The sequence below is a fragment of the Rhizobium sp. BT04 genome (genome assembly GCF_030053135.1).
Lineage (GTDB): Bacteria > Pseudomonadota > Alphaproteobacteria > Rhizobiales > Rhizobiaceae > Rhizobium > Rhizobium binxianense.
Map to the genome: position 1 here is coordinate 54469 of NZ_CP125649.1, position 20604 is coordinate 75072.

Sequence of the window (20604 nt, forward strand, 5' to 3'; positions counted from 1 at the left end):
GCCGCAGCTCCTGGGAAGATTCAAACGGCACTATTGGGGAGTATGCTCCGGTACTGACAGGCCAGGTCGTGGCCGATCATGTCCTGTGCCAGGGCCGGCGGCAACGGATCGTGGACCGGTCCCATTTTGTCGGCGTGACCGGTGCCGAGGGATCCGTGCGTACAGCTCCCTTGGAAATGCCTCCGGCCACCTTGCTGCGGCCACTCGCGGAATACGAGGCGGTTGTTGGAGGAGGATGGTGATGGCGAACGTGGATCACGACCTACTCATCGCAACACTCGATCGACTGAAACTTGACGGCGATCCGCGATCAGCTCGACACTCTGCTTGACGAGGCGGCCCGCTCGAAGATGAACTTGCGCGAAGCTCTGACATTCCTGGTATCGCGAGAGATCGCCCGGCGCGATGAGCGGCGCATCTCCATGTCGAGTAAAGTCGCACAGTTCCCGTTCGTGTGCGAACTCGACGGCTTTGAGTTCGAGGCGCAGCCGTCGCTTGATCATGGGCAAATCAGGGAACTGGCGACCTGTCGCTGGATCGCTCACGGCGATACGGTGCTATTCCTTGGGCCTCCTGGTACCGGTAAAACCCACCTTGCTGTCAGCCTTGGCCGCGAGGCGATCCGCCAGAACTACAACGTGCAGTTCGTCACAGCCGCGACGCTGGTGGCGATGTTGGCCAAGGCCCACATCGACGGCTCGCTCGACAAGCAGTTGGCGATCCTGGCTCGTCCGAAATTGCTGATCATTGACGAGCTCGGCTATCTTCCCTTCGAGGCGAATGCAGCGCACCTGTTCTTCCAACTGGTGTCCCGGCGCGCTTTTCGCGAAGCCGATAGCTGTCTCCTCGGATGGTGATCACCGTCGCTTGAAACAAGCGAAACGACCAATCAATGGAGGGGGTCAATTCCTCGCTTCGCTTGACACCTGGCGGGCATGTCGCCTTGATTTCTCATCGACGAAACCACGGTCGGACGCGAACTGAAAGCTCCCGGCTTTGCCAAGCTGTCGCCAGAAGGTCTAGCCTATTCCAATCGGACTGCTTTCGTGTAGAAGGGCCCGGGTAAAATAGAACTGCAACGAAGCACGTTTACAGAGCCATAGTTCTTGTTGGCCTTGTTTCTGTCATAAAACTCGCAACTTATGACGAGTGTTGCAAACACAAATGCAATAGTACAGCGCCAGGCCAAGTATGCCAGACTTGATCACTCGTCGACCTCGTCGTTGTCGCCCATTGGAAGCGCCACATCAAGGACCGCAATTACGTCAAAGCTGTCGCCAGCCTTCCGTCTCTTTGTATGCCCGACCAGATTTCGAAGAGGCAACTTGGCGCTTGGATACAATGTGAGGTGAAAGGTGTATCAAACGGACCAAGCATTCCGTTCAGTGAAAAGGCGTTCTTTGACGAGTACGTCGTTTTCAATTCACTATCCTGAACAATTCTTGGCTCTCTCTGAGCCTCTGAGCTACCTAGCTTTCCGCGTATAAAAAATCCTTTATTGTTTTGCGTTCCGAAGAGCCACGCAACCTTTCCAAAGGTGAAAAGGCACCAGATTCTAAATAGGTTTCACTAAGAGCCCGATTCAAAAGTTCATTCGTATATCCAATACCTTGCGATGCGCCTTATGAGCATTCTGATTGAAGCGATTTGCGCCCATGCGGTTGCGCTTTCGATCGATTTCTCCCAATCCTTGGCGAGACGGCGGCAGCGTCCAAGCCAGGCGAAAGTCCTTTCCACCACCCATCTCTTGGGCAGGACGACGAAGCCCTTGGCGTGATCCGAACGCTTGACGATTTCGATCGTCCAGTCACCATGGCCGCTCATTGCTCGCCTCAACTTGGCTCCGGCGTAGCCACCATCGGCGAAGATGTGGCGCAGCCACGGAAAACGGCGGCGGATCGCCTTGAGGACATGGGGTGCGCCGTCGCGATCCTGTATGTCGGCAGCATGGATGAACACGAAGATCAGAAATCCAAGCGTATCGGTGACAATCTGACGCTTGCGGCCCTTAATCTTCTTGCCTGCATCATAGCCGGATATTCCGCCGCTTTGCGTGGCCTTGACGCTTTGGCTGTCGATAATCCCTGCCGTCGGTTGCGCCTCCCGTCCCTCGATTTCCCGCGCCGCCATCACCAGAAGCTGGTTGATGCTCTGCCACAGTCCGATCGCGCGCCAAGCATAAAAATAACCGCGCACTGTCGAAACCGGCGGAAAATCGCCCGGCAGTATGCGCCATTGGCAGCCGCTCGAGGCGATATAGAGGATCGCCTCCGCGACCGAGCGCATATTCGTCGTCCGACGCCGCCCGCCACGACGCGCTGGCGGGATCAGCGGTTTGATCAACGCCCATTCCCGGTCCTTCAAATCACTTGGAAAACGAAGCACGTCTCGGTTATGCTCACGGCGAGCGATAGCAGTCCAGCTCATCGAAACCCCATTTGATTTAGCACCAATAGGGAATCACAACTGCCTGTTATCGCTCAACTTCTTTTAAATCGGGCTCTCAGGCATTGGCAGGATATATCCTGATGTAAAACATCGTGTGAGTCTGGAAGGTCCACTTCCGGCTCATGTTTTACATCGGAGATGTCGCTTTCAGTCTATGTAACAAGGTTTTAAGTTCTTGCTAGACAGTGATGCGCCCTCCACCTCGCCACCGGCCGCTTCCATCGTGAGATACGGCGGCCGTACCCTTTCCAACTGTCCTTCGGTGGTGAATCCAGTAACAGAAAGCGACAGCACAATGGCAACAACCTGGTAACTAAGTGGGCTTGCCGCCTATTCCGTTTGTAAACATTGGAAAATTTCATTATCAATAAAGAAAGATATCAACGTGCCTGGCTTATATTAAACATTGAAAATAAAGACATCGCGCTAAACTTGCGAAATAACGTTAAATATGACAACTTCTACGAATAGCAATAAGAAGTCACACAGTGGCACAGGATCGACCATTCGTGGTCGGTGAGTTCGTAGCGGCGACGCGTCATAGAGGCTCCCTCATTCGGAAGCCTTGAATCACGACACGCGAAAAACGCCAAGCAATTTATGAGTTCGCTGCCTGGAATTGTCTGGTTTGCAATACGGAATTATTAGATGATAAAGTTTGAGTTCGAATATCAAAAGTGCTCAGTGCATAAAAAATTGCGACGCAATTCATACAAATATAAATTCTTTTCATTAGCCTGACCTGGCTTATTCATAAAACGAAACACGTAGACGGACCTCGCCACAAGGCCGAGACATAAACACGATAGCAAACGCTTACAAATCAAGGAAAAAATAACAACAGTCAAAAACTGACTGAACGAACACAACAATAGACCCAGGCCAACGTACGGCAACTTCGATCATGCGTTTACCGCCGGCCTACGGCTGGCCCATATCCGACCACGTCGATCGAGCCCGTCAGAGGTGCGTTCCGATCAACAGCGATGTACCATGATGGCCCGGGGGGCGGGTTGGCCGGAGACTTGTCCGACAGAGACGGGCTTCCACTCAACCGTCTAGTGCTCACACATTCCTCAACCTCCGCTTTGCTCATATAGATGTATCCGAGGTCAATCGCGGGTATACCCTTTGCAATTGAGTAGTTCGTCTTGGCGTTATAGAGCGCAGAAGTCAGAAAACGAGCAGACGCATTTGTGAGTTGTAAGGGGGTCCACGACGACGACGACATCGTGAGGAGGCAGATGCTGCAAGTCTACGTTGTGTGATGGAAGGACAAGGAGTTGTGATGGCTAGAATGACGAGGAGGGATATAAATAGGGGACGGATTAAGTCCTTCCAGCCGTTGCAAAGTGGGTTTTTAGCCGGGCGAACAGAATAATGGCCTTTGCATGCGCGAAGCGCTAAAGAATAAAAAACTAGGGCCCTTCGCGAGACCCAAACATGGCTTACCGTTGGAGAACGACAGAAAGCGACAGCGTTAGGTTATTCTTATTGGCCACGCTTTGAGATGGCGACGCTTGATGGCTTTTCGCAAAAGACAAGAGGTCATTGATATCGCCCCGCGAAGAGCCGCCGCGAAAGCTCAAGGGATTGACCCTGAACACTTATGATGCGTGGATGTGGAGGCCCAATAAGGAAGAGCGCCCCGTGGCGCAAACAGCCCGGTTAGAATGCCCCGCAGTCGCAATCAAACTAGAGCCACCAAATCGATTGAAGAGGCACAATGCGTCACGCGCAAGGCTTGGCTTGGCTTGGCAAGGTTTGGCTTGGCAAGGCTTGGCTGGATATATAGCTTTGTAGCCTTTCTTTGTTTGTATGTATAAATAAGATTACGTATAATGCGAAATTGTGGCGAGCATTTTAATAGTAGGATTTCAATAAATACATTTGAATTATGAAGTGTGTGAGGCCGCAAAACACACTTGGTTCATCTACGGTAAATTGTTCAGAATGCTGTGCGCTGACGGAGCATGAGTTTCTAGGATGCCCGGTCGACCCAATCGACACGCAGGGTCGTCTGATCGTAGTTTCCAACAGAATTCGCCGTGATGCGTCTCCTGGTAACAATTCAGGCGGGTTGGCCGTCGCCGTGAATGCTGCTTTGAAGTTGAGGGGAGGCATCTGGATGGGCTGGTCCGGAAATACTGACGCCGAGGCTACATCAACGAAAATGACTCGAGAGGGAAATGTAACGTACGTCGAAGTTGACCTCACCACCGCCGACGTCCGGGACTACTACAACGGCTTTTCCAATCAGACCCTTTGGCCTCTTTTTCACTCGTTTAAGGATCGTGCGGTTCTTAGCGAAGATTACGAGGTGGCCTACCGGCGGGTGAACGCCACCTTTGCGGAAATACTTTTTCCTTTGTGGCGTCCGGATGATGCAGTATGGGTGCATGATTACCACCTGATTCCACTGGCTGAAGAACTAAGGAAGCTAGGTTCCATAGGGCGTGTCGGTTTTTTTTTACATGTCCCGTGGCCGAAGTTCGAAGTGCTTCATGACGTGCCTGTACACAAGCTTTTGCTTAAAGCAATGTCCAGCTATGATGTGATAGGCTTTCAAACACGCAATGATTTGACAAATTTTTATGAGGCTGTGAATTGCTGCAATGAGGGTGGAAAACTAGAGAATGACGTTGTTCTCTTGTTTGGGCGGCGGATCAAACTGGGTGCGTACGCTGTTTCCATTGAAACCCTGAATTTCGCGAAGTCCGCTGCGGCTGCGGCGAAGCAGCCGTCGATGCGTCAAATGGTGGAAAGCTTGCAGGGGCAGACGCTGATTATATCAGTTGATCGCCTTGACTACACGAAGGGCATCCTGGAGCGTGTGAGGGCTTACGAAACGTTCCTTAAAGGTAACCCCTCGTATCTCAGGAAAGTGACTTATCTCCAGATCGCTCCCATATCCCGCTCCGACGTTCTGGAATATCAACAATTGCAAGCGGCGGTCGCGGAAGCGGTCGGCAAGGCAAATGGCGCAATCGGGACGGCGGACTGGACGCCTCTTCGCTATATCAATTCTGGTTCGTCTAGAGATGAGCTTGGCGCTCTTTTTAGGTTGGCGAGGGTTGGATTCGTAACGCCGATCAGGGATGGCATGAACCTCGTGGCGAAGGAATATATTGCAGCGCAAGACGCGGCCAACCCTGGCGTTTTAATTATTTCTGGGTTTGCTGGCGCCGCGCAAGAGCTTTCTGCGGGTATTATTGTAGATCCCCGAAATATTCAAAGTATGGCTCAGGCAATTGCAGACGCCTTAGAAATGCCGCTTACTGAGCGTAAAGATCGTTGGAGGAATATGATGACCTGGCTGTTGGAACACGATATCAACTACTGGACCAATACGTATCTTAATGACTTATTTAGCTAAAGCACTACTGTCATGGGACGAATATTATTTATTTATACGTTCATATGTATAACTCGTTGTGCTGAAAAGGCGAGATCCATGTAAAGATCAATACAGTATACATCGTCTGCCTGAGTCAAATTATTGGTATGAATTAGTTTCGCTAACTAGCTTCGTAATTTTCTTTATCTCTAGTGTATGGCTTATTTAATCTGAAATAATGTAGCTATATTATTTGTTGTATAAATGGCGCATTTTGTTTCCAAAAGGCGATCTAAAAGACCCATGACTGCCTCCAAAAGACAGTCTTGAATCTGATTTGCTCACTTTTGGGAATCCCAAGAGTCCACGGCTTCTAGATCGTATGGTTGTGCGCCATTGTGATTGATGGGCCACTCCAAGACTTTTGCTAGCGCATAATGCGTAAGTGCTTACGTCAAAAATCCCTTTCATCGATTATAAATACGGAGTTTGGCAAGGGGAAATTCACATCTCAATCCTACAATCAAATTTCTCTAAATATGAAAGTCCTTATTATCGGCGCCGGTAATCTTGGAAACGCGTTCGCCGCGGACTTATCCAGCCGAAATCATCGGGTTTCAATTTGGACTCACCCCAGTCATCCCGGCAACAGCATCAAGATTGCCAATGAAGGGCTAGAAGCAAAGGGGGCTGTTGTTGGGCATTTCTACCCCACCATTCTCCCAGACCTTGGCCATGCCGTATCCGAGGCAGAAGCAATCATTGTTACCATTCCCGCTAAGGCCGGCGTTAAGGAAGAGCTGAAGGTCAGGCTGGCTGAACATGACCTCGCAAGCAAGATCCTTATATGGGTTCCCGGACTTTTGGCGAGCCTGGTTGGGGTTAAGCTAAGCACTGCTGCCACGTTTGAGGCGTCCAACTCACCTTATGGCTGCCGTATCGATGAAGGTAAGGCTTTCATTAAGGCCTTTAAAAAGGTGATTGAGATTGCCGCTTTCGATGCTGACAGTGAGACGGAGTATCGAAGTCAAGTCGAAGCTCTCTTTCCAAGTAGGCTTGAATGGCGTGCAAACATACTGGATGTCGCCATGCACAACACCAATTTCATCACTCATCCGGTGACCGTGATAGAGAACGCCCAGCGCATCCTGGCTGGTGAGAGCTTTCGCTTTTATAGGGACGGTATGACCCCCTCCGTCTGTGAGAAGATGGAGAAACTTGATGAACTCCGCATGTCCGTTATTGCGAAGTTCAATTTTGCAGGGATTAGCGACATCGGTCTGGTCAATCGTTGGTATGGAAGGAACGAGCCAAACTATCTCGCGTTTGCGCGCAATTCTCCCTCTCACAATGCCACGCTTGGAGTTCCCTCCGACATGCAGCACCGTTACCTTACTGAAGACTGCCGGATGCTCCCCTTTTACAGAGGCCTTGCAGAAAAGTTCGGTATCAACGCCGAGATCGCGGACTGGGTTTTGGCTCAAGCACGGGCTTTAGCCGGAGAGGACTTCGAAGAAACCGGACTGACCCTAGCTAAACTGGATATGGAGGGTCTCTCTGGGGATGAAATCGTCGCGAAATGGGGTGCAAATTAATCCAGAAGTACCGAAACACAATCTACGTTTGTGTTTTCGCGGAAGTTATAAGTGTTGTTATGCTCTACATTATGCGGTTATTGCCGCTCCCCGTAGTGTGATGATGGCGTTCAACCGAGCCCTAAGGCTCTAATGCATTATAAATGAAAGAACGCTAAATCGGATTGTACGTGGTTGTGATGTATCTGCTCGCTCTTATGTATAAATAAAGCGGCCTTTGTTATCGTTTTTAATGTAAATCAACAAGATTGTGCGACTATCTTAAGTGTGAATTACCATTCCGTGCTCCCCGTGAACTGCACCCTGATGCCGAAATTTTCGACTACGCGAAATCCGTTACCCTTAGAAAGCCAAATATTACGTAGATTTTGATAAAATAATTTCGGCAACGCTATTTCAATTTGAGCGGTTAAAGGTTGCGTGTTTGCAGCTGCCGACGGAGGGATACTGTAATAAAAAATCAAACACAGCTATTTAAATCAAGTGGAATTACAAAAACGTGTTCAACCAAAGTACCATAATCCATATATTGTATTCTTTGATAAGCCGCGTAGACTACCATCCCGCGAATACACGCTTTTGATTTGAGAAGGGTTAGGCCGTCAATACAGTCGGCTTCGACGAAAATATGCTAGGGATTACTTTGCTCCTGCAAACCGGACCTCACTGGGCATTTGAGCCCTGCCCTGACGTCATTCTCACGAAAATGGCTCGTCACCCGGTCTATAAATTCTTATCACTGACCAACATATTTGCCAAAAAGGCCGAAATTTCTTGCAATGTCTAGCCAATTTCCCGAAGCACCGTATCCTATAATTCGCGAGATGTTGGGGCAGCAGATGGCTTTTTTTGTCTGCTTGAACTCCGAAAAGGTAGGCCTGTACTTTAAATTTTCTGCCGTTTGCAATAGTGATTGAATATTTTGTACAGATCAAGTTCGCGGTCGATTGGGAACCTTTGGAGGAAAAACTGGCAAGCGAGAATAAAGATGCGCTCGTGGCAATGCAGAAGATCAAATCCATTGATATCGTCGAGTTGGCCGACAAGGGGTGGGGGTGGCTGACAACTTCAAGGAAAACGTAAAGGATGCCTATTCTATTGCTGAGCGGATTGCTCTGGGATATGAACCAGCGAGGGATAAGCCATTGCTTGATGCAGTCGGCAAACGAATCATGATATCGAAAGCTGTGCCCAATTACCCCCATATTGAAAATCTCGATCAACTGAAGACGTTCTTTATCTGGTTTAAACAAATCAAGAGTTTTGACAACGAGCCCGGTTGCGCCAGCGGGATCGCAAATTGTTTTACTTTTAATCATTATCTTGACGCGACAACTACAGCACAATCACTAACTCAATGATGACCGGTCTTACAGGTGTCCCGTGAACAAAACTGCGCTGTCATTTTCAAGTGACGACAATAAGATAAGGCAAAAAGTCTTGCGCCACGTGATTGTGCCCCACAAGCGTTTGGACGCGATAGGCGGGTTTCGTCCTGTGTGAGGTAAGCGCTGACGACAGAGCAGATAACCACTCCCCAATTGGTGCCTTTATTCACTGATTTTTGTGCAATTAATTATAGGGGCAATTTTCAAGCCAGTATTCCGAAAGTCTTTGAGTCACGTGATGCTCAATAAAACGATGGATTTATGCGCACGGCGCTGTCAGTAAGTCTCGTAAGCCATGACGATAGCACAGTGGAAGGCGCATATTTCAAAACTGGCGGCTTATCTTCGCTGGCAATAAGTGGACGTTCCATTTGCCGTCGCACCAAAGGGCCGCGTAACCCTGCCCTGTTTAACGAATGCGTGTTTGATCCTGATATGTCTAATTGGTTATAAAAGACGATCTTGGCGGGTGATCTGAACCCTTCAAACTGGACCAGTTTTGGTTAGAGTTTTCCGGTGCATTTTCCTGGCTGGGAAAGGGACCAGAAGACGATGAAAGCGTCGCAGTTTTCGGACGCTCAGAAGGCGTTCATTCTGAAGCAAGGTGATGAAGGCGTGTCGGTTGCTGAAATCTGCAGGAAGGCGGGGATCAGCCAGGCGACTTATTTCAACTGGAAGAAAAAATACGCGGGCATGCTGCCACCGGAGATGAAGAGGCTGAAACAGCTCGAGGACGAGAATTCGCGCCTGAAGAAGATCGTCGCGGATCTGACGCTGGACCGCGAGATGTTGCAGGATGTCATCCGCCGAAAGCTCTAAGGCCTGCTCGGAAGCGGGAGATGGTGAAAGGCATGTACTGTGATTGGGCGATCTCGATCCGACGTGCTTGTGGAGCGTTGAACTTCGATCGATCAACTCACCACTATACCTCTCGCCGTGCTGATCAGGCCGGTCTGGAACGTCGTATTCGCGAGATCTGCGAGATCCGTGTGCGGTACGGCTATCGCCGCGTGCATGTGCTTTTGGAACGCGAGGGTTGGGGCACCAACATCAAGCGAACCTACCGCATTTACAGGGACTTGGGGCTACAGTTGCGGAACAAGACACCGAAGCGGAGGGTAAAAGCCCAGCTTCGCGAGGATCGGCACATGGCCGTCGGACCCAACGACGTCTGGGCGATGGACTTCGTTCACGACCAACTCGCAACGGGTAAGAAACTGCGCGTGCTGACGGTGGTCGACACCTTCTCGCGCTACGTGCCGGTGCTTGATCCACGTCATAGCTATAGAGGCGAAGACATCGTGCAAACCCTTGAACGGGTGTGCCAAAAAGCCGGCTATCCGAAAACGATCCGTGTCGACCAAGGGACCGAGTTCGTGTCGCGCGACTTGGACCTGTGGGCCTATTCCAAGGGCGTGACGTTGGACTTCTCACGCCCCGGCAAGCCGACTGATAATGCTTTCATCGAAGCGTTCAATGGCCGCTTCCGTGCAGAATGCCTGAACCAGCATTGGTTCCTGACCCTTGCGGATGCCCGCGAAAAGATGGAGGATTGGCGTAGATACTACAATCCTGTTTCATAACACCCATCTTTCTATGTCATTGAAAGAAATAGATTTTCCTGATCTGGAGGCGATCCCGCGGGGTGGCGAGGGTTCTTCCGTACACGATCGAGAATCTGACGTGCTTGCGGGGTCGCGAGTTTGGAACGGCTGAAGATCCATGGGCCATCGGGTAGCGGATGAGCCCCCTTAATATCGCCAGCCTCGGCCGCCAGACGCAGCGTCTTTGGCGATATCCCGAGTAACTTCGCCGCACCGCCCAGATTAAGCCATGGCTCAACCCCGTCGATCTGCGGACGGAAGACCGGAATCTTGCGATATGACCTCAGCGCGGTGACCCGCTCCCGTGTCCAGCGATTGCCATTGCCGGTCGTCAGTCCGTTGCGATTGAGGACACCGGCAATCACATCATCATTGGCGATCAAGACGAGCTGTTTCACAGCGTCGACAATGTCGTCAGGGGTCGCATTTCTTTGGCTACGGTGTCGCTTCGGCAGGCGCAGTTCGGTGTGGACGCCTCCAACCCAATGAATGACGAGGACGATCTCAGAGGTTCCATCATCGAGATCGGCGACCACTTCATTGATGAGCGTGCGCACGATGCGCTTCTTCAGCCTTGCATCGGTTGTCGGCGCCGTCCAGACGGCGCGAAGGTTTCCCGCAAGTGCGGTTACCTGTGATGCGGACATGGGGAACGGATGCGGCGTAACTGTCCGATGTTTGGCAATCTTGGCCTCGATCTCACCGACGCCAGTCAGCGCCTTGTTCCAGCGTGCTTCCAGCTCCGACGTCACCAGCCTATTCTCTGGATCGGCCGCGTCATATTGCCGGAATGCCCGGTCGGCTACATAGCGTGCTGCCTCGAGGTCGCGCATCAGGGCATCCTGAACCTGATCGCGTTGGTTGGCCATATTGCGTTCCGCCTCGACGGCGGCGGCAATGGCTCCTGGCTCGACCACGCCGAGAAGTGCCTCTTCGATCGCGTCATCGACCCGCAGACCGCCGAAGGCGATGCAACGTGGTTCGCCGTTGTCGAGCAACCCTCGCCAACAGGAATAGCGCGGGATGTTATGGTTGGCTCCTGTGTAACGAACCGTCAGCTTCCGGCCGCACCTTTTGCAGCGGAACAGGCCGGCAAGCAGAGCGTCGCCATGCTTCGGCGCTCCATGATGGCGACTGGCCGGTACATTGTCGCTGACCATCTTGCGGATCTCCTCCGCCCGTTCCCAACTGATGTAACCTTCGTGCGCATCCGGGATCAGCGCCAGCCATTCATCACGCGCCTTGCGGCGAATTCCAGATCGGCCATCGTATCCTGGTACGGAACGACTCTTACCATAAGCATAAGCGCCGCCGTAGATCGGGTTCGCAATCATCCGGTGGATGGTGGCATAATTTGGCCTGCGCCAGATGACGTCACCGTTGGCGCACCTGACGGGCAGGTCCAATCCCTGCTCAAGGAACCATAGCAAGGCCTGCCGGGCACTCCCGAGTTCGGTGACCTTGTCGAAGACGAGTGCGATGGCTTCCTGGATGCGCCGATTGGGATCCTTCTCGATCCTGTCACCGGCCTTTACGAAGCCGGCCGGAACAGTGACGACGAGTTCACCGCGGCGAGCCTTCTCATAGCGGGCGGAAAGGGAACGCTGACGCAAGAGATCGAGTTCATACTCGTTGAGGCTGCCCTTCAAACCCAAGAGCAGGCGGTCGTTGCCCTGGCGGGGCGCATAAACTGCTTCCTGGTCGACCAGGACGGTATCGACAACGCGGCACATCTCGATGAGTTGCTGCCAATCGCGGCTGTTCCGGGCGAAGCGCGATACCTCACGCGCGGCCACGGCGCCTACCTTGCCAAGGCAGACTTCCGCCACCATCCGATCAAATCCAGCGCGGGTCACGCCGCCGGCGGCCGAACGACCAAGGTCGTCATCCACCGTCTCTATATGTGACCATCCAAGCGCTGCCAGACGGTCGCGCATGGCGTACTGGAGGGCGCTGCTCTCTCGATTGTGCAGAACCTGGTGAGCCGAGGACTGCCGAACATAGAGGATGGCCTTCCGCTCCAGATGATGCGGCGCGATCTTCTCATGCATCATGACCGGCCTCCTTCTGTTGGCAGGCATGTCCGCACTTTGCGTGATCGACGAACAGCCGCACGATGAGCACCGTCAACGCTTGGCGGGTCTCCTCCGGCAACTCCGGCCATTGCGGCGTCCCTGCCGTCTTCCCCCGCTGCGGGGCCGAGAACAGATCGAACTGGCATGTCATGGACTGGCGAGGCATGAACATCTCTCCGACTCGTTTCGTGAAAGACCAATGCTGCGCCCATTACCGAAGATTGCGATGAGGCATCAGCGTCCTTCAGCAATCTTGCCAAAGAATGCAGGCTTGCGAGATCGACGTGCGGGACCGCCAGGCTGCGCCAACAACCACTCACTGATCGGTCGAACATCCACGACGGGACCTCAAGAAGTCGACCAGAAGAAGAACCAGAAAGGCTGCAGCGGAAAATATGCGTCCCTTTAGACACCGCCTCATGCACGTGAACAAGCCGTCCGGACCAGGGATGCCACGGATACAGAAGCTCGCGAACCTCGGTCCCGTGGGTGTTCTGTCGTCGTGTTGTACAATGAGGAAAGACCTCATGGTGCGATCGGCAACAAGGTGCCGATCTCGTTGGTGAATTCGGGAGGCGCAACCAGCCCGCCTCCCTGAATGAAGCCGGAAAACTCTAGCATCCGGTGGTCCAACGTTTGGGAGCGGTTCAAGACCGCCGAGGCTCTAATCGCTGCCGGATGAAAGTTCGGTGGCAGGTGACGGGATATATAGCGACGTAGAGTTCGTTTGTCCGTATGTCCGTTTATCCCTAGGATTAGAGCCCGATTTAAAAGAAGTTGAGCGATAACAGGCAGTTGTGATTCCCTATTGGTGCTAAATCAAATGGGGTTTCGATGAGCTGGACTGCTATCGCTCGCCGTGAGCATAACCGAGACGTGCTTCGTTTTCCAAGTGATTTGAAGGACCGGGAATGGGCGTTGATCAAACCGCTGATCCCGCCAGCGCGTCGTGGCGGGCGGCGTCGGACGACGAATATGCGCTCGGTCGCGGAGGCGATCCTCTATATCGCCTCGAGCGGCTGCCAATGGCGCATACTGCCGGGCGATTTTCCGCCGGTTTCGACAGTGCGCGGTTATTTTTATGCTTGGCGCGCGATCGGACTGTGGCAGAGCATCAACCAGCTTCTGGTGATGGCGGCGCGGGAAATCGAGGGACGGGAGGCGCAACCGACGGCAGGGATTATCGACAGCCAAAGCGTCAAGGCCACGCAAAGCGGCGGAATATCCGGCTATGATGCAGGCAAGAAGATTAAGGGCCGCAAGCGTCAGATTGTCACCGATACGCTTGGATTTCTGATCTTCGTGTTCATCCATGCTGCCGACATACAGGATCGCGACGGCGCACCCCATGTCCTCAAGGCGATCCGCCGCCGTTTTCCGTGGCTGCGCCACATCTTCGCCGATGGTGGCTACGCCGGAGCCAAGTTGAGGCGAGCAATGAGCGGCCATGGTGACTGGACGATCGAAATCGTCAAGCGTTCGGATCACGCCAAGGGCTTCGTCGTCCTGCCCAAGAGATGGGTGGTGGAAAGGACTTTCGCCTGGCTTGGACGCTGCCGCCGTCTCGCCAAGGATTGGGAGAAATCGATCGAAAGCGCAACCGCATGGGCGCAAATCGCTTCAATCAGAATGCTCATAAGGCGCATCGCAAGGTATTGGATATACGAATGAACTTTTGAATCGGGCTCTTAGATATCTGGATAAAAAGATCGTGTCCACGGGAGTGGTGTAGCTGACGGCTGATTGCCGTGCTTTCCCGACATGGGTCGGAAGGGGATATCAGCGTGCCACAGCGGGGCAGGCTGATTTGGGGATCATCGCTCATTTGGGCCATGGTCTCAAGCATCAGATACCTGGCACGCTGGACGGCCCATTCGTCATTCTGTTCGAGCAGCAATGCACCGACGAGACGGACGATGGCATCGTCGTTCGGAAAGATGCCAACGACCTCAGTGCGGCGTTTGATTTCGCCGTTGAGGCGTTCAATTGGATTCGTCGAGTGCAGCTTTGCCCGGTGCTCTTTCGGGAAGGTCATGTAGGCGAGGACATCGTCTTCAGCGTCGTCCATGATGGTCGCGAGCTTCGGCACTTTCGGTCTGATCTGGTCGGCGACACTGCGCCATTGAGCGCTTGCTGCCTCCGGCGTCTCCTGGGCAAAGGCCGTCGCGATGAAGGCGGATACGACCCGCCTGCCGCTCTTTCCAGCATGCGCCAGCACATTCCTCATAAAGTGAACGCGGCACCTTTGCCAAGTGGCATTGAGAACCTTGGAAACGGCAGCCTTGATGCCCTCATGTGCATCGGAGACAACCAACTTCACCCCGCGTAGACCGCGGCGTGTCAGCCTGCGGAGGAATTCCGTCCAGATCGGTTCGGCCTCCGAGGTGCCAACTTCCATACCCAGGACCTCGCGCCGACCGTCGCTGTTGACGCCGACCGCGATAATGACGGCGACTGAGACGATGCGGCCGCCACGCCGGACCTTGAGATAGGTCGCGTCCACCCAGACGTATGGCCACTCACCTTCAATCGGCCTGTCGAGGAACGCCTTCACTTTGACGTCGATCTCTTCGCACAGGCGGCTCACCTGGCTTTTGGAGATGCCGCTCATACCCATGGCCTTGACCAGGTCGTCGACAGAACGGCGTTGGTGCAGCGATCGCCGTGTAAGAGGACGTCTGTCTTTGATGCCTTTGCTACTCGGTAGCTTGTCTGTACCGGACAGAATTCGGGCGTGCACATTCCAGCATTCGATTGAGGACGGCGCAGCCGATGGCGACCTCCGTCTGCTGGGCGCCGAATGAGCGTGCCCTTAGCCGGCGGCCGATGATCGATTTGTACCGACCGATCGCGGTCTCGACCAGCGATCGCTTGCCATATCCCGTAGCGACTTGCCACTTCAACCGGCCATCGGCGTTAATCGCCGCAATGTGGCGGTCTCTTTGGCGGGAGGGACCGGCGTCCGGCCGTTCTATCGCATTGGCGCGTGGTGGAATGACGACCGCCGCGTCAGGACTGTGTCCGGCGACGGCCTCATAGGTCGGGTTTCCGTCATAGGCGCCATCGGCCGTGAACTGATCGATCGGCATGTCGATCTAGTCGAGCAGCGGCTCCACCTGCGAGGCGTCGCCGGCATCCTGGTCCGTCATGGCGTGTGCGATGATGTCGCCGCTGTCGGCATCCAGCGCCAAGTGCAGCTTGCGCCATCCCCGACGGGATTTTGTTGCTTGCTTTTCTTCCAGCCATTGGCCTGCACCGTAGATCTGCAAGCCTGTACTGTCGATGAGGACGTGGAGGGTCCCTTGTCCGGGAGACGAAACTCCTGCCGTTTCTTTGGCGCTCTCGGTTTGCTTGCCCTCCGGCTCAGCGTCGTGTGATCGGGAACAGCGAGATCCAGGCCGATCAGCTTCAGCACCGACGAAACAAAGCCCTCCGTCTGTCGGAGACGCAGGCCGAAAACCAATCCCAGCGTCAAAGCAGTCTCGATCGCCAGATCGGAATAGCGTGGCTGGCCACCGCGTGTCGTCCGCTTCGGCGCCCACCAGGACGACAATGCCTCCGGCGAGATCCAAAGCGTCAGGCTACCGCGCCGACGAAGACCTGCCTCGTATTCCGCCCAGTTCGTCAGCTCCAACTTCATCTTGCTGATGCGATGGCGTCGGGAGGCGTTGTGTTTGAAAGGCATCGTTGCAAAGACCGGTTATTGCGATTGCCGACCACCTACGCCAATGCAATTAACGATCCACGCACCAACGCCCCAATCACCAAATCAGGGCAGAGGGCCCTCGGCAGAGGCATACATTGCATCCGTAACCCAATTAAACAATACTTCGCGGGAAGCGCCTGGTATCATGATTGTACTGCGTTGAAATTAGGTAACGTGCTATGGATAGGACGAATGCGACCCGTCAAGCTACAAGTAGTTTGAACGCTTTCGATCGGTTAGATTCCGACACCGCCGGCAAGATTCTTGGTTGCTTAGTCAGCAACGAAGCTCCAGAAACGATGAAATCTCTAAATGCGTTACGACGCACCAGTAAGAGATTGCGCAACATCGTGGAAAACGATGAAAGTACCGGGGCTTTGTACCGCAGTTTGAGCCGGTTGAGCAAAGCAATCGACATCATCTATCGCACCGCGATTCCGGAGAGTGGCTTCGATTATCCCGACGATAATCCAGGTCACAGGGCGTACGCGCATGTTCGCATTGAAGCCGTTGAGGCGACTTTACATCTTCAACCGGCATTTAGGAAACGTGAACTCGTGGCGCATGTTATGAACATGGAACACGGCTTGGAACAAGCTTGGGCGATTGGACGACTGGCCGGGAATCTTAAGATTTTCGATCAGATCGAGAGCAACGCTATCCTTCAGAAATCATTCGAATATTTCTCGGATGAACTTGAAGACATGAGTGACGTGCTCATGGTGGCGGGCGGGATAGCGCTTGTCGAAGCCGACGTTAGAATGACTCCGCTCCAAAGACGGATGGTACAAACCATTCTGGAATCCAACGGACAGCATCATGTTCTAGATGCAGCAATTAACATCTGTCAGAAACGAGCAGAACGTAGAAGTGAGCTCCGTACAAAATGGGAAGACAAAATAAGTGCTTCAAGGACCGGTTGCAGCGTATCAAATTTAGACCCTATAATAACCGGAATCGAAAAGTCCATCCAAGAGTTAGTGACTGGTTACCAGGGAAGTGATTACGGCCGCATGTCGAAAGCAGCCGAAATTCAGATGCATTTAGCGGACTTAGTGAAACGCACTATAGATACCCATCAGAGTAGGGGTTTCGAGCGAGAACACAGAGAGCGATCAGATTTTGGGCGATAGGCAGACAACAACCTAAAATCGATGCCATGACGGACCGATGCTGCTCGAACAGGTGGCGTCGGTCACTTGATGCTTGAGGCCAAAAAGTCGATCCCGTTTCGAAATAGCATGCCTCAAAACTGAATGGGTCGCTCTCACCATTCTTGTAAGCGTAATAGGACGTTCCGCTCGACAACTTGGCTCGCGAAGCTTCCGCGATTGGTTCATCGACGCCTGCAATGACCTTGCCCCCAAGTTTTATCGTAAGCGTCCGGCGAACGCATTGTAAGCGTCCGGCGAACGCATTTTCGGGTGTCGAGAGATGGAATCTATAGGCCGCGTTTCATCTCATCGGCCATGATGCGGTCGATTATTTCAGGATCGCACTGTGTGTCGATGAGGAACTCGCGGATACCGCCGTCCCACGTCCTGATGTCGGCGAGTAGGCTTTGAAGTTCTTCGATGCCATTCTCGGTCAGACCCTTCGTGCCGTCTTCACTGCCATCGCCGACGTAAACCAGTTCGCCTTCGGAGATGTTGTCCGAGTTTGCGGTCACTTCTTCGATCAGTTCGAGGTTTTCGCCGATCATGCCGGCGACTTGGCTGAGTGTGTAGATGAACCTCGAGCGCGCCATCAGGCGGCCTCGCATCGAGCTTTTGCCGGCGTCCAGTTCCAAGGCAGGAGGTCTTCAATTCGGTCTTCGGGGTGATCCTGGATCCGGGTCAGGACATCCGTCAGATAGACCTCTGGATTATGGCCTTGCAGTTTGACCGTCTCGATGATGGTGAGGATGTTGGCGATGCGCTCGCCGCCCTTGTCCGAGCCGGCAAACAGCCAGTTCTTCCTTCCAATTCCAAGCGGACGCATGGCTCGTTCAGCGATGTTGTTGCCGATTTCGACACGGCCATCGTCGATGTAGACGCTCAAGGCTGCCCATCGCGACAGGGCATATCGCATCGCCTCGGCCAGCCTCTGCTTCTGAGGCAAAGTCGAGAGTGTCGCCTCGATCCAGGCCTTGAGTTCGTCCAGAACAGGCCGGGCATGGTGTTGGCGCAGGGTGCGCCGCTCGTCAGCCGACATGCCTCGGATACGGTTCTCGATATCGTAGAGAGCGCCGATGCGTGACAGCGCTTCCTCAGCGATCGGAGACGGCTTGAGCTTTATCACATCATGGAACTTGCGGCGCACATGCGCCATGCAGGCGGCTTCAATGATCTGGTTGCCATAGAGCTTCTTGTAACCCCCGTAGCCGTCGGCATGCATGACGCCGCTGAAGCTTGCCAGGTGATCAGCCGGATGTGCGCCCCTGCGGTCGGGGCTGTAGTAATAGGCAATGGCTGCGGGAGTGGCGGATTGATAGCCACTGCCGTCAAAGATGTAGACCCAGACCCTGCCGGTTTTTGTCTTGCCCCGCCCGGGGTCGAGAACATCGACCGGGGTATCGTCCGTATGTATTCGGTCGAGTGCGGCGATATGGGCCCTGATTAACAGGACAAGTGGTGTCAGCAATGCAGATACCCGGCCGACCCAGTCGGCCATTACGGATCGGAAGATGTCTATCCCCAACCGGTCGTACATCTCTGACAGGCGGTAGAGGGGAATGTGATCGTCGAATTTGGCGATCATGATGTGGGCGAGCAGCCCCGGCCCGGGTTTGCCGCGCTCGATCGGCAAGGTCGGCATCTCGCCAGCCACTGTCGTATCGCATTCCCTGCAGATCATGCGCTTCTCGACATGCCGGACAATCTTGACCGACGCCGGCACGTGCTCCAGCACCTGGACCACTCTGTCGGCCGCCTTCAGGAACGAAGTGCCACCGCAGGTCGGGCAATTGCAGGGAGCTGCATAGACCAGTTCTTCGGTGGTGAGATCATCGGGTAGAGGCTTGCGCTTCGGCTTCTCGGATGCGTCGTCCAACTCCGGCAGAGGCGGTTTCCCGGAGCGCTGTTCAGCCTCGGCCCGGGAGGCCTCGATCTCCTCCAACATCAGCTCGAATTGCTCGATCTTCCTGTCGATCTTTTCCGAAGACGCGCCATGTTGCCGATGTCGGAGAAGCTCCAGTTGCGCGCGAAGAAGCCCGATTATGGAGTCTCGCTTGATGACCTCGGCTTCCTGGCTCTCAAGTTTTGCCGCCTGTTCCGCGACGAGTGCGCGCAAAGTATTGAGCTCGTCCTGACTGTCCAGCGGCGCTGTTTCCATATCCGCGAAACTAGCCGATTTGCCTCTGACGCACCAGCGTTAAGCTTCCCATGCCCCTGCAAAATATAGCTTTTATCCCGTTCGGCCGGGAGCGGAAGTCCACGCCGGGCGTCGCCAATCGATCCCCTCAACGAGCATCGAAAGCTGCGCCTGCGTCAGGTGCGCTACACCCTCTTTCGCCGTCGGCCAGGGAAAGTATCCGCGCTCCAAAATCTTGTAGAACAGACAGAACCCCTGGCCATCCCACCAAAGAAGCTTGATCCGGTCCGCGCGTTTTCCGCGAAAGCCGAAGATTGCGCCCGAGCCCGGTGCCTCCCTCACGACCGTCTCGACCAGCGCGGACAGACCATCAATGCCACGCCGCATATCGGTCACTCCGCAGGCCAGATAGACCCTCACATTCCCCGATGGGCCGATCATACCGCCTCCACGCAAGCGACGAGCGGGCCAAGCAGCTTCAACTCAACGTCAACCGCAACCTTCAAGCTCCGACCGTTTCGAAGCAAGATCTCAACGATCGTCGGCCTTGTTGCTGCGGTAGACGGCTGGCTTACGCCAACCTCCTCCGTGATTTCCACCGGGAGGAACACCGTCGGCCGATCGGCATAGTTGAATGATTGCCGCCACAAGCGGATCTGGCCCGGATGAATGTCGTGCCGGCGCGCCACATCGCCAATGCGAGCACCGGGCTCATCAGCTTCCGCAAGTATCCTCAGCTTCGCCTCGTCCGACCAACGCCGTCTGCGCTCGGTACCGGACATGATCTCTATGCGAGCCATGAAACCTCTTCGTTCTGGTATTAATGTCAGCACTAATGCTGGTTCTAATGCCAGAACATCGCCTGATTTGGCCGATCAGCAAAAACAGCTCACCGTACGCTCACGTTTTATCCAGTTTTGAGTTCGCTCCGACGGTTTTTGGTTGCTGTATTTGCGGCGGTAGCGGCGGGTTGCGGTGCGGAGCCATTCCGGCTGCGCAGCACCGCATCACGTCGCGGGTTGATGGTCTGGGCGAACTCGGCCGGTGTCAGCCAGCCGAGGCCGGAATGCGGTCGATGATCGTTGTACAACACGACGACAGAACACCCACGGGACCGAGGTTCGCGAGCTTCTGTATCCGTGGCATCCCTGGTCCGGACG

12 protein-coding genes and 6 pseudogenes are annotated in these 20604 nt (G+C 54.1%); 8 read left to right on the top strand and 10 right to left on the bottom strand.

Annotation, left to right across the window (positions count from 1 at the left end; all coding sequences use genetic code 11):
* Window positions 1-59: 59 nt before the first annotated feature.
* Window positions 60-242 (top strand): annotated as a pseudogene (locus tag QMO82_RS02560) (IS21 family transposase); the annotation flags it as partial.
* Window positions 242-818: pseudogene (locus tag QMO82_RS02565) on the top strand (ATP-binding protein); the annotation flags it as partial. The pseudogenes QMO82_RS02560 and QMO82_RS02565, both read left to right, overlap by 1 nt.
* A 772-nt stretch (window positions 819-1590) precedes the next feature.
* Here the strand turns inward: QMO82_RS02565 and QMO82_RS02570 are convergent.
* Entirely contained in the window at window positions 1591-2427 is an 837-nt protein-coding gene (locus QMO82_RS02570) for an IS5-like element ISRel20 family transposase (RefSeq protein ID WP_011427384.1), read from the bottom strand.
* A gap of 1918 nt (window positions 2428-4345) precedes the next feature.
* Between QMO82_RS02570 and QMO82_RS02575 the strand changes: the two genes are divergently transcribed.
* From QMO82_RS02575 to QMO82_RS02590, 4 genes and pseudogenes are all read left to right on the top strand, one after another.
* Window positions 4346-5824 (top strand): trehalose-6-phosphate synthase, encoded by a 1479-nt coding sequence (locus tag QMO82_RS02575; RefSeq protein ID WP_183907038.1) that lies wholly within the window; start codon window positions 4346-4348, stop codon window positions 5822-5824.
* A 500-nt stretch (window positions 5825-6324) separates the two neighbouring features.
* Window positions 6325-7380 (top strand): NAD/NADP-dependent octopine/nopaline dehydrogenase family protein, encoded by a 1056-nt coding sequence (locus QMO82_RS02580; RefSeq protein WP_183907039.1) that lies wholly within the window; start codon window positions 6325-6327, stop codon window positions 7378-7380.
* 1055 nt (window positions 7381-8435) lie between these two features.
* Window positions 8436-8741 (top strand): hypothetical protein, encoded by a 306-nt coding sequence (locus QMO82_RS02585; protein WP_011427381.1) that lies wholly within the window; start codon window positions 8436-8438, stop codon window positions 8739-8741.
* Window positions 8742-9320: 579 nt separating this feature from the next.
* Window positions 9321-10339, top strand: a pseudogene (locus QMO82_RS02590) (IS3-like element ISRel21 family transposase); the annotation flags it as partial.
* Between the two features lie 23 nt (window positions 10340-10362).
* Here QMO82_RS02590 and QMO82_RS02595 read toward each other — a convergent pair.
* A complete protein-coding gene (locus tag QMO82_RS02595; protein ID WP_011427411.1) occupies window positions 10363-12426 on the bottom strand; it encodes a recombinase family protein in 2064 nt (687 codons plus the stop codon).
* Entirely contained in the window at window positions 12416-12613 is a 198-nt protein-coding gene (locus QMO82_RS02600) for a hypothetical protein (protein ID WP_183907041.1), read from the bottom strand. Before QMO82_RS02600 ends, QMO82_RS02595 begins: the two co-directional genes overlap by 11 nt.
* Before the next feature lie 668 nt (window positions 12614-13281).
* On the opposite strand from QMO82_RS02600, the gene QMO82_RS02605 reads away from it, so the two are divergent.
* Window positions 13282-14118 carry an IS5-like element ISRel20 family transposase gene (locus tag QMO82_RS02605; protein WP_011427384.1) on the top strand — a complete coding sequence of 279 codons (837 nt, stop codon included), beginning with the start codon at window positions 13282-13284 and terminating at the stop codon, window positions 14116-14118.
* 124 nt (window positions 14119-14242) lie between these two features.
* On the opposite strand, the pseudogene QMO82_RS02610 reads toward QMO82_RS02605, so the two are convergent.
* Window positions 14243-15091, bottom strand: a pseudogene (locus tag QMO82_RS02610) (IS256 family transposase); the annotation flags it as partial.
* A 52-nt stretch (window positions 15092-15143) separates the two neighbouring features.
* Window positions 15144-16132: pseudogene (locus tag QMO82_RS02615) on the bottom strand (IS5 family transposase).
* Between the two features lie 200 nt (window positions 16133-16332).
* Between QMO82_RS02615 and QMO82_RS02620 the strand changes: the two are divergent.
* Complete coding sequence (locus QMO82_RS02620) at window positions 16333-17286, top strand: hypothetical protein (protein ID WP_011427388.1); 954 nt, start codon at window positions 16333-16335, stop codon at window positions 17284-17286.
* Between the two features lie 308 nt (window positions 17287-17594).
* On the opposite strand, the gene QMO82_RS33715 is transcribed toward QMO82_RS02620, so the two are convergent.
* The 5 genes and pseudogenes from QMO82_RS33715 to QMO82_RS02645 form a co-directional block, all read right to left on the bottom strand.
* Window positions 17595-17900, bottom strand: coding sequence for a hypothetical protein (locus QMO82_RS33715; protein WP_009996984.1), 306 nt, complete (start codon window positions 17898-17900; stop codon window positions 17595-17597).
* The gene (locus QMO82_RS02630) at window positions 17900-19465 is read right to left on the bottom strand and encodes an IS66-like element ISRel19 family transposase (RefSeq protein ID WP_283196500.1); all 1566 of its coding nucleotides are present in this window, start codon (window positions 19463-19465) and stop codon (window positions 17900-17902) included. Before QMO82_RS02630 ends, QMO82_RS33715 begins: the two co-directional genes overlap by 1 nt.
* 72 nt (window positions 19466-19537) lie before the next feature.
* Window positions 19538-19885: an IS66 family insertion sequence element accessory protein TnpB gene (tnpB, locus tag QMO82_RS02635; protein WP_009996986.1), complete on the bottom strand. Its 348-nt coding sequence runs from the start codon at window positions 19883-19885 to the stop codon at window positions 19538-19540.
* On the bottom strand, window positions 19882-20244 hold the full coding sequence (locus QMO82_RS02640) for a transposase (protein WP_029875542.1): 363 nt from the start codon (window positions 20242-20244) through the stop codon (window positions 19882-19884). The genes tnpB and QMO82_RS02640 overlap by 4 nt, the downstream gene beginning before the upstream one ends.
* 107 nt (window positions 20245-20351) lie before the next feature.
* Window positions 20352-20531: pseudogene (locus tag QMO82_RS02645) on the bottom strand (IS3 family transposase); the annotation flags it as partial.
* Window positions 20532-20604: the final 73 nt, after the last annotated feature.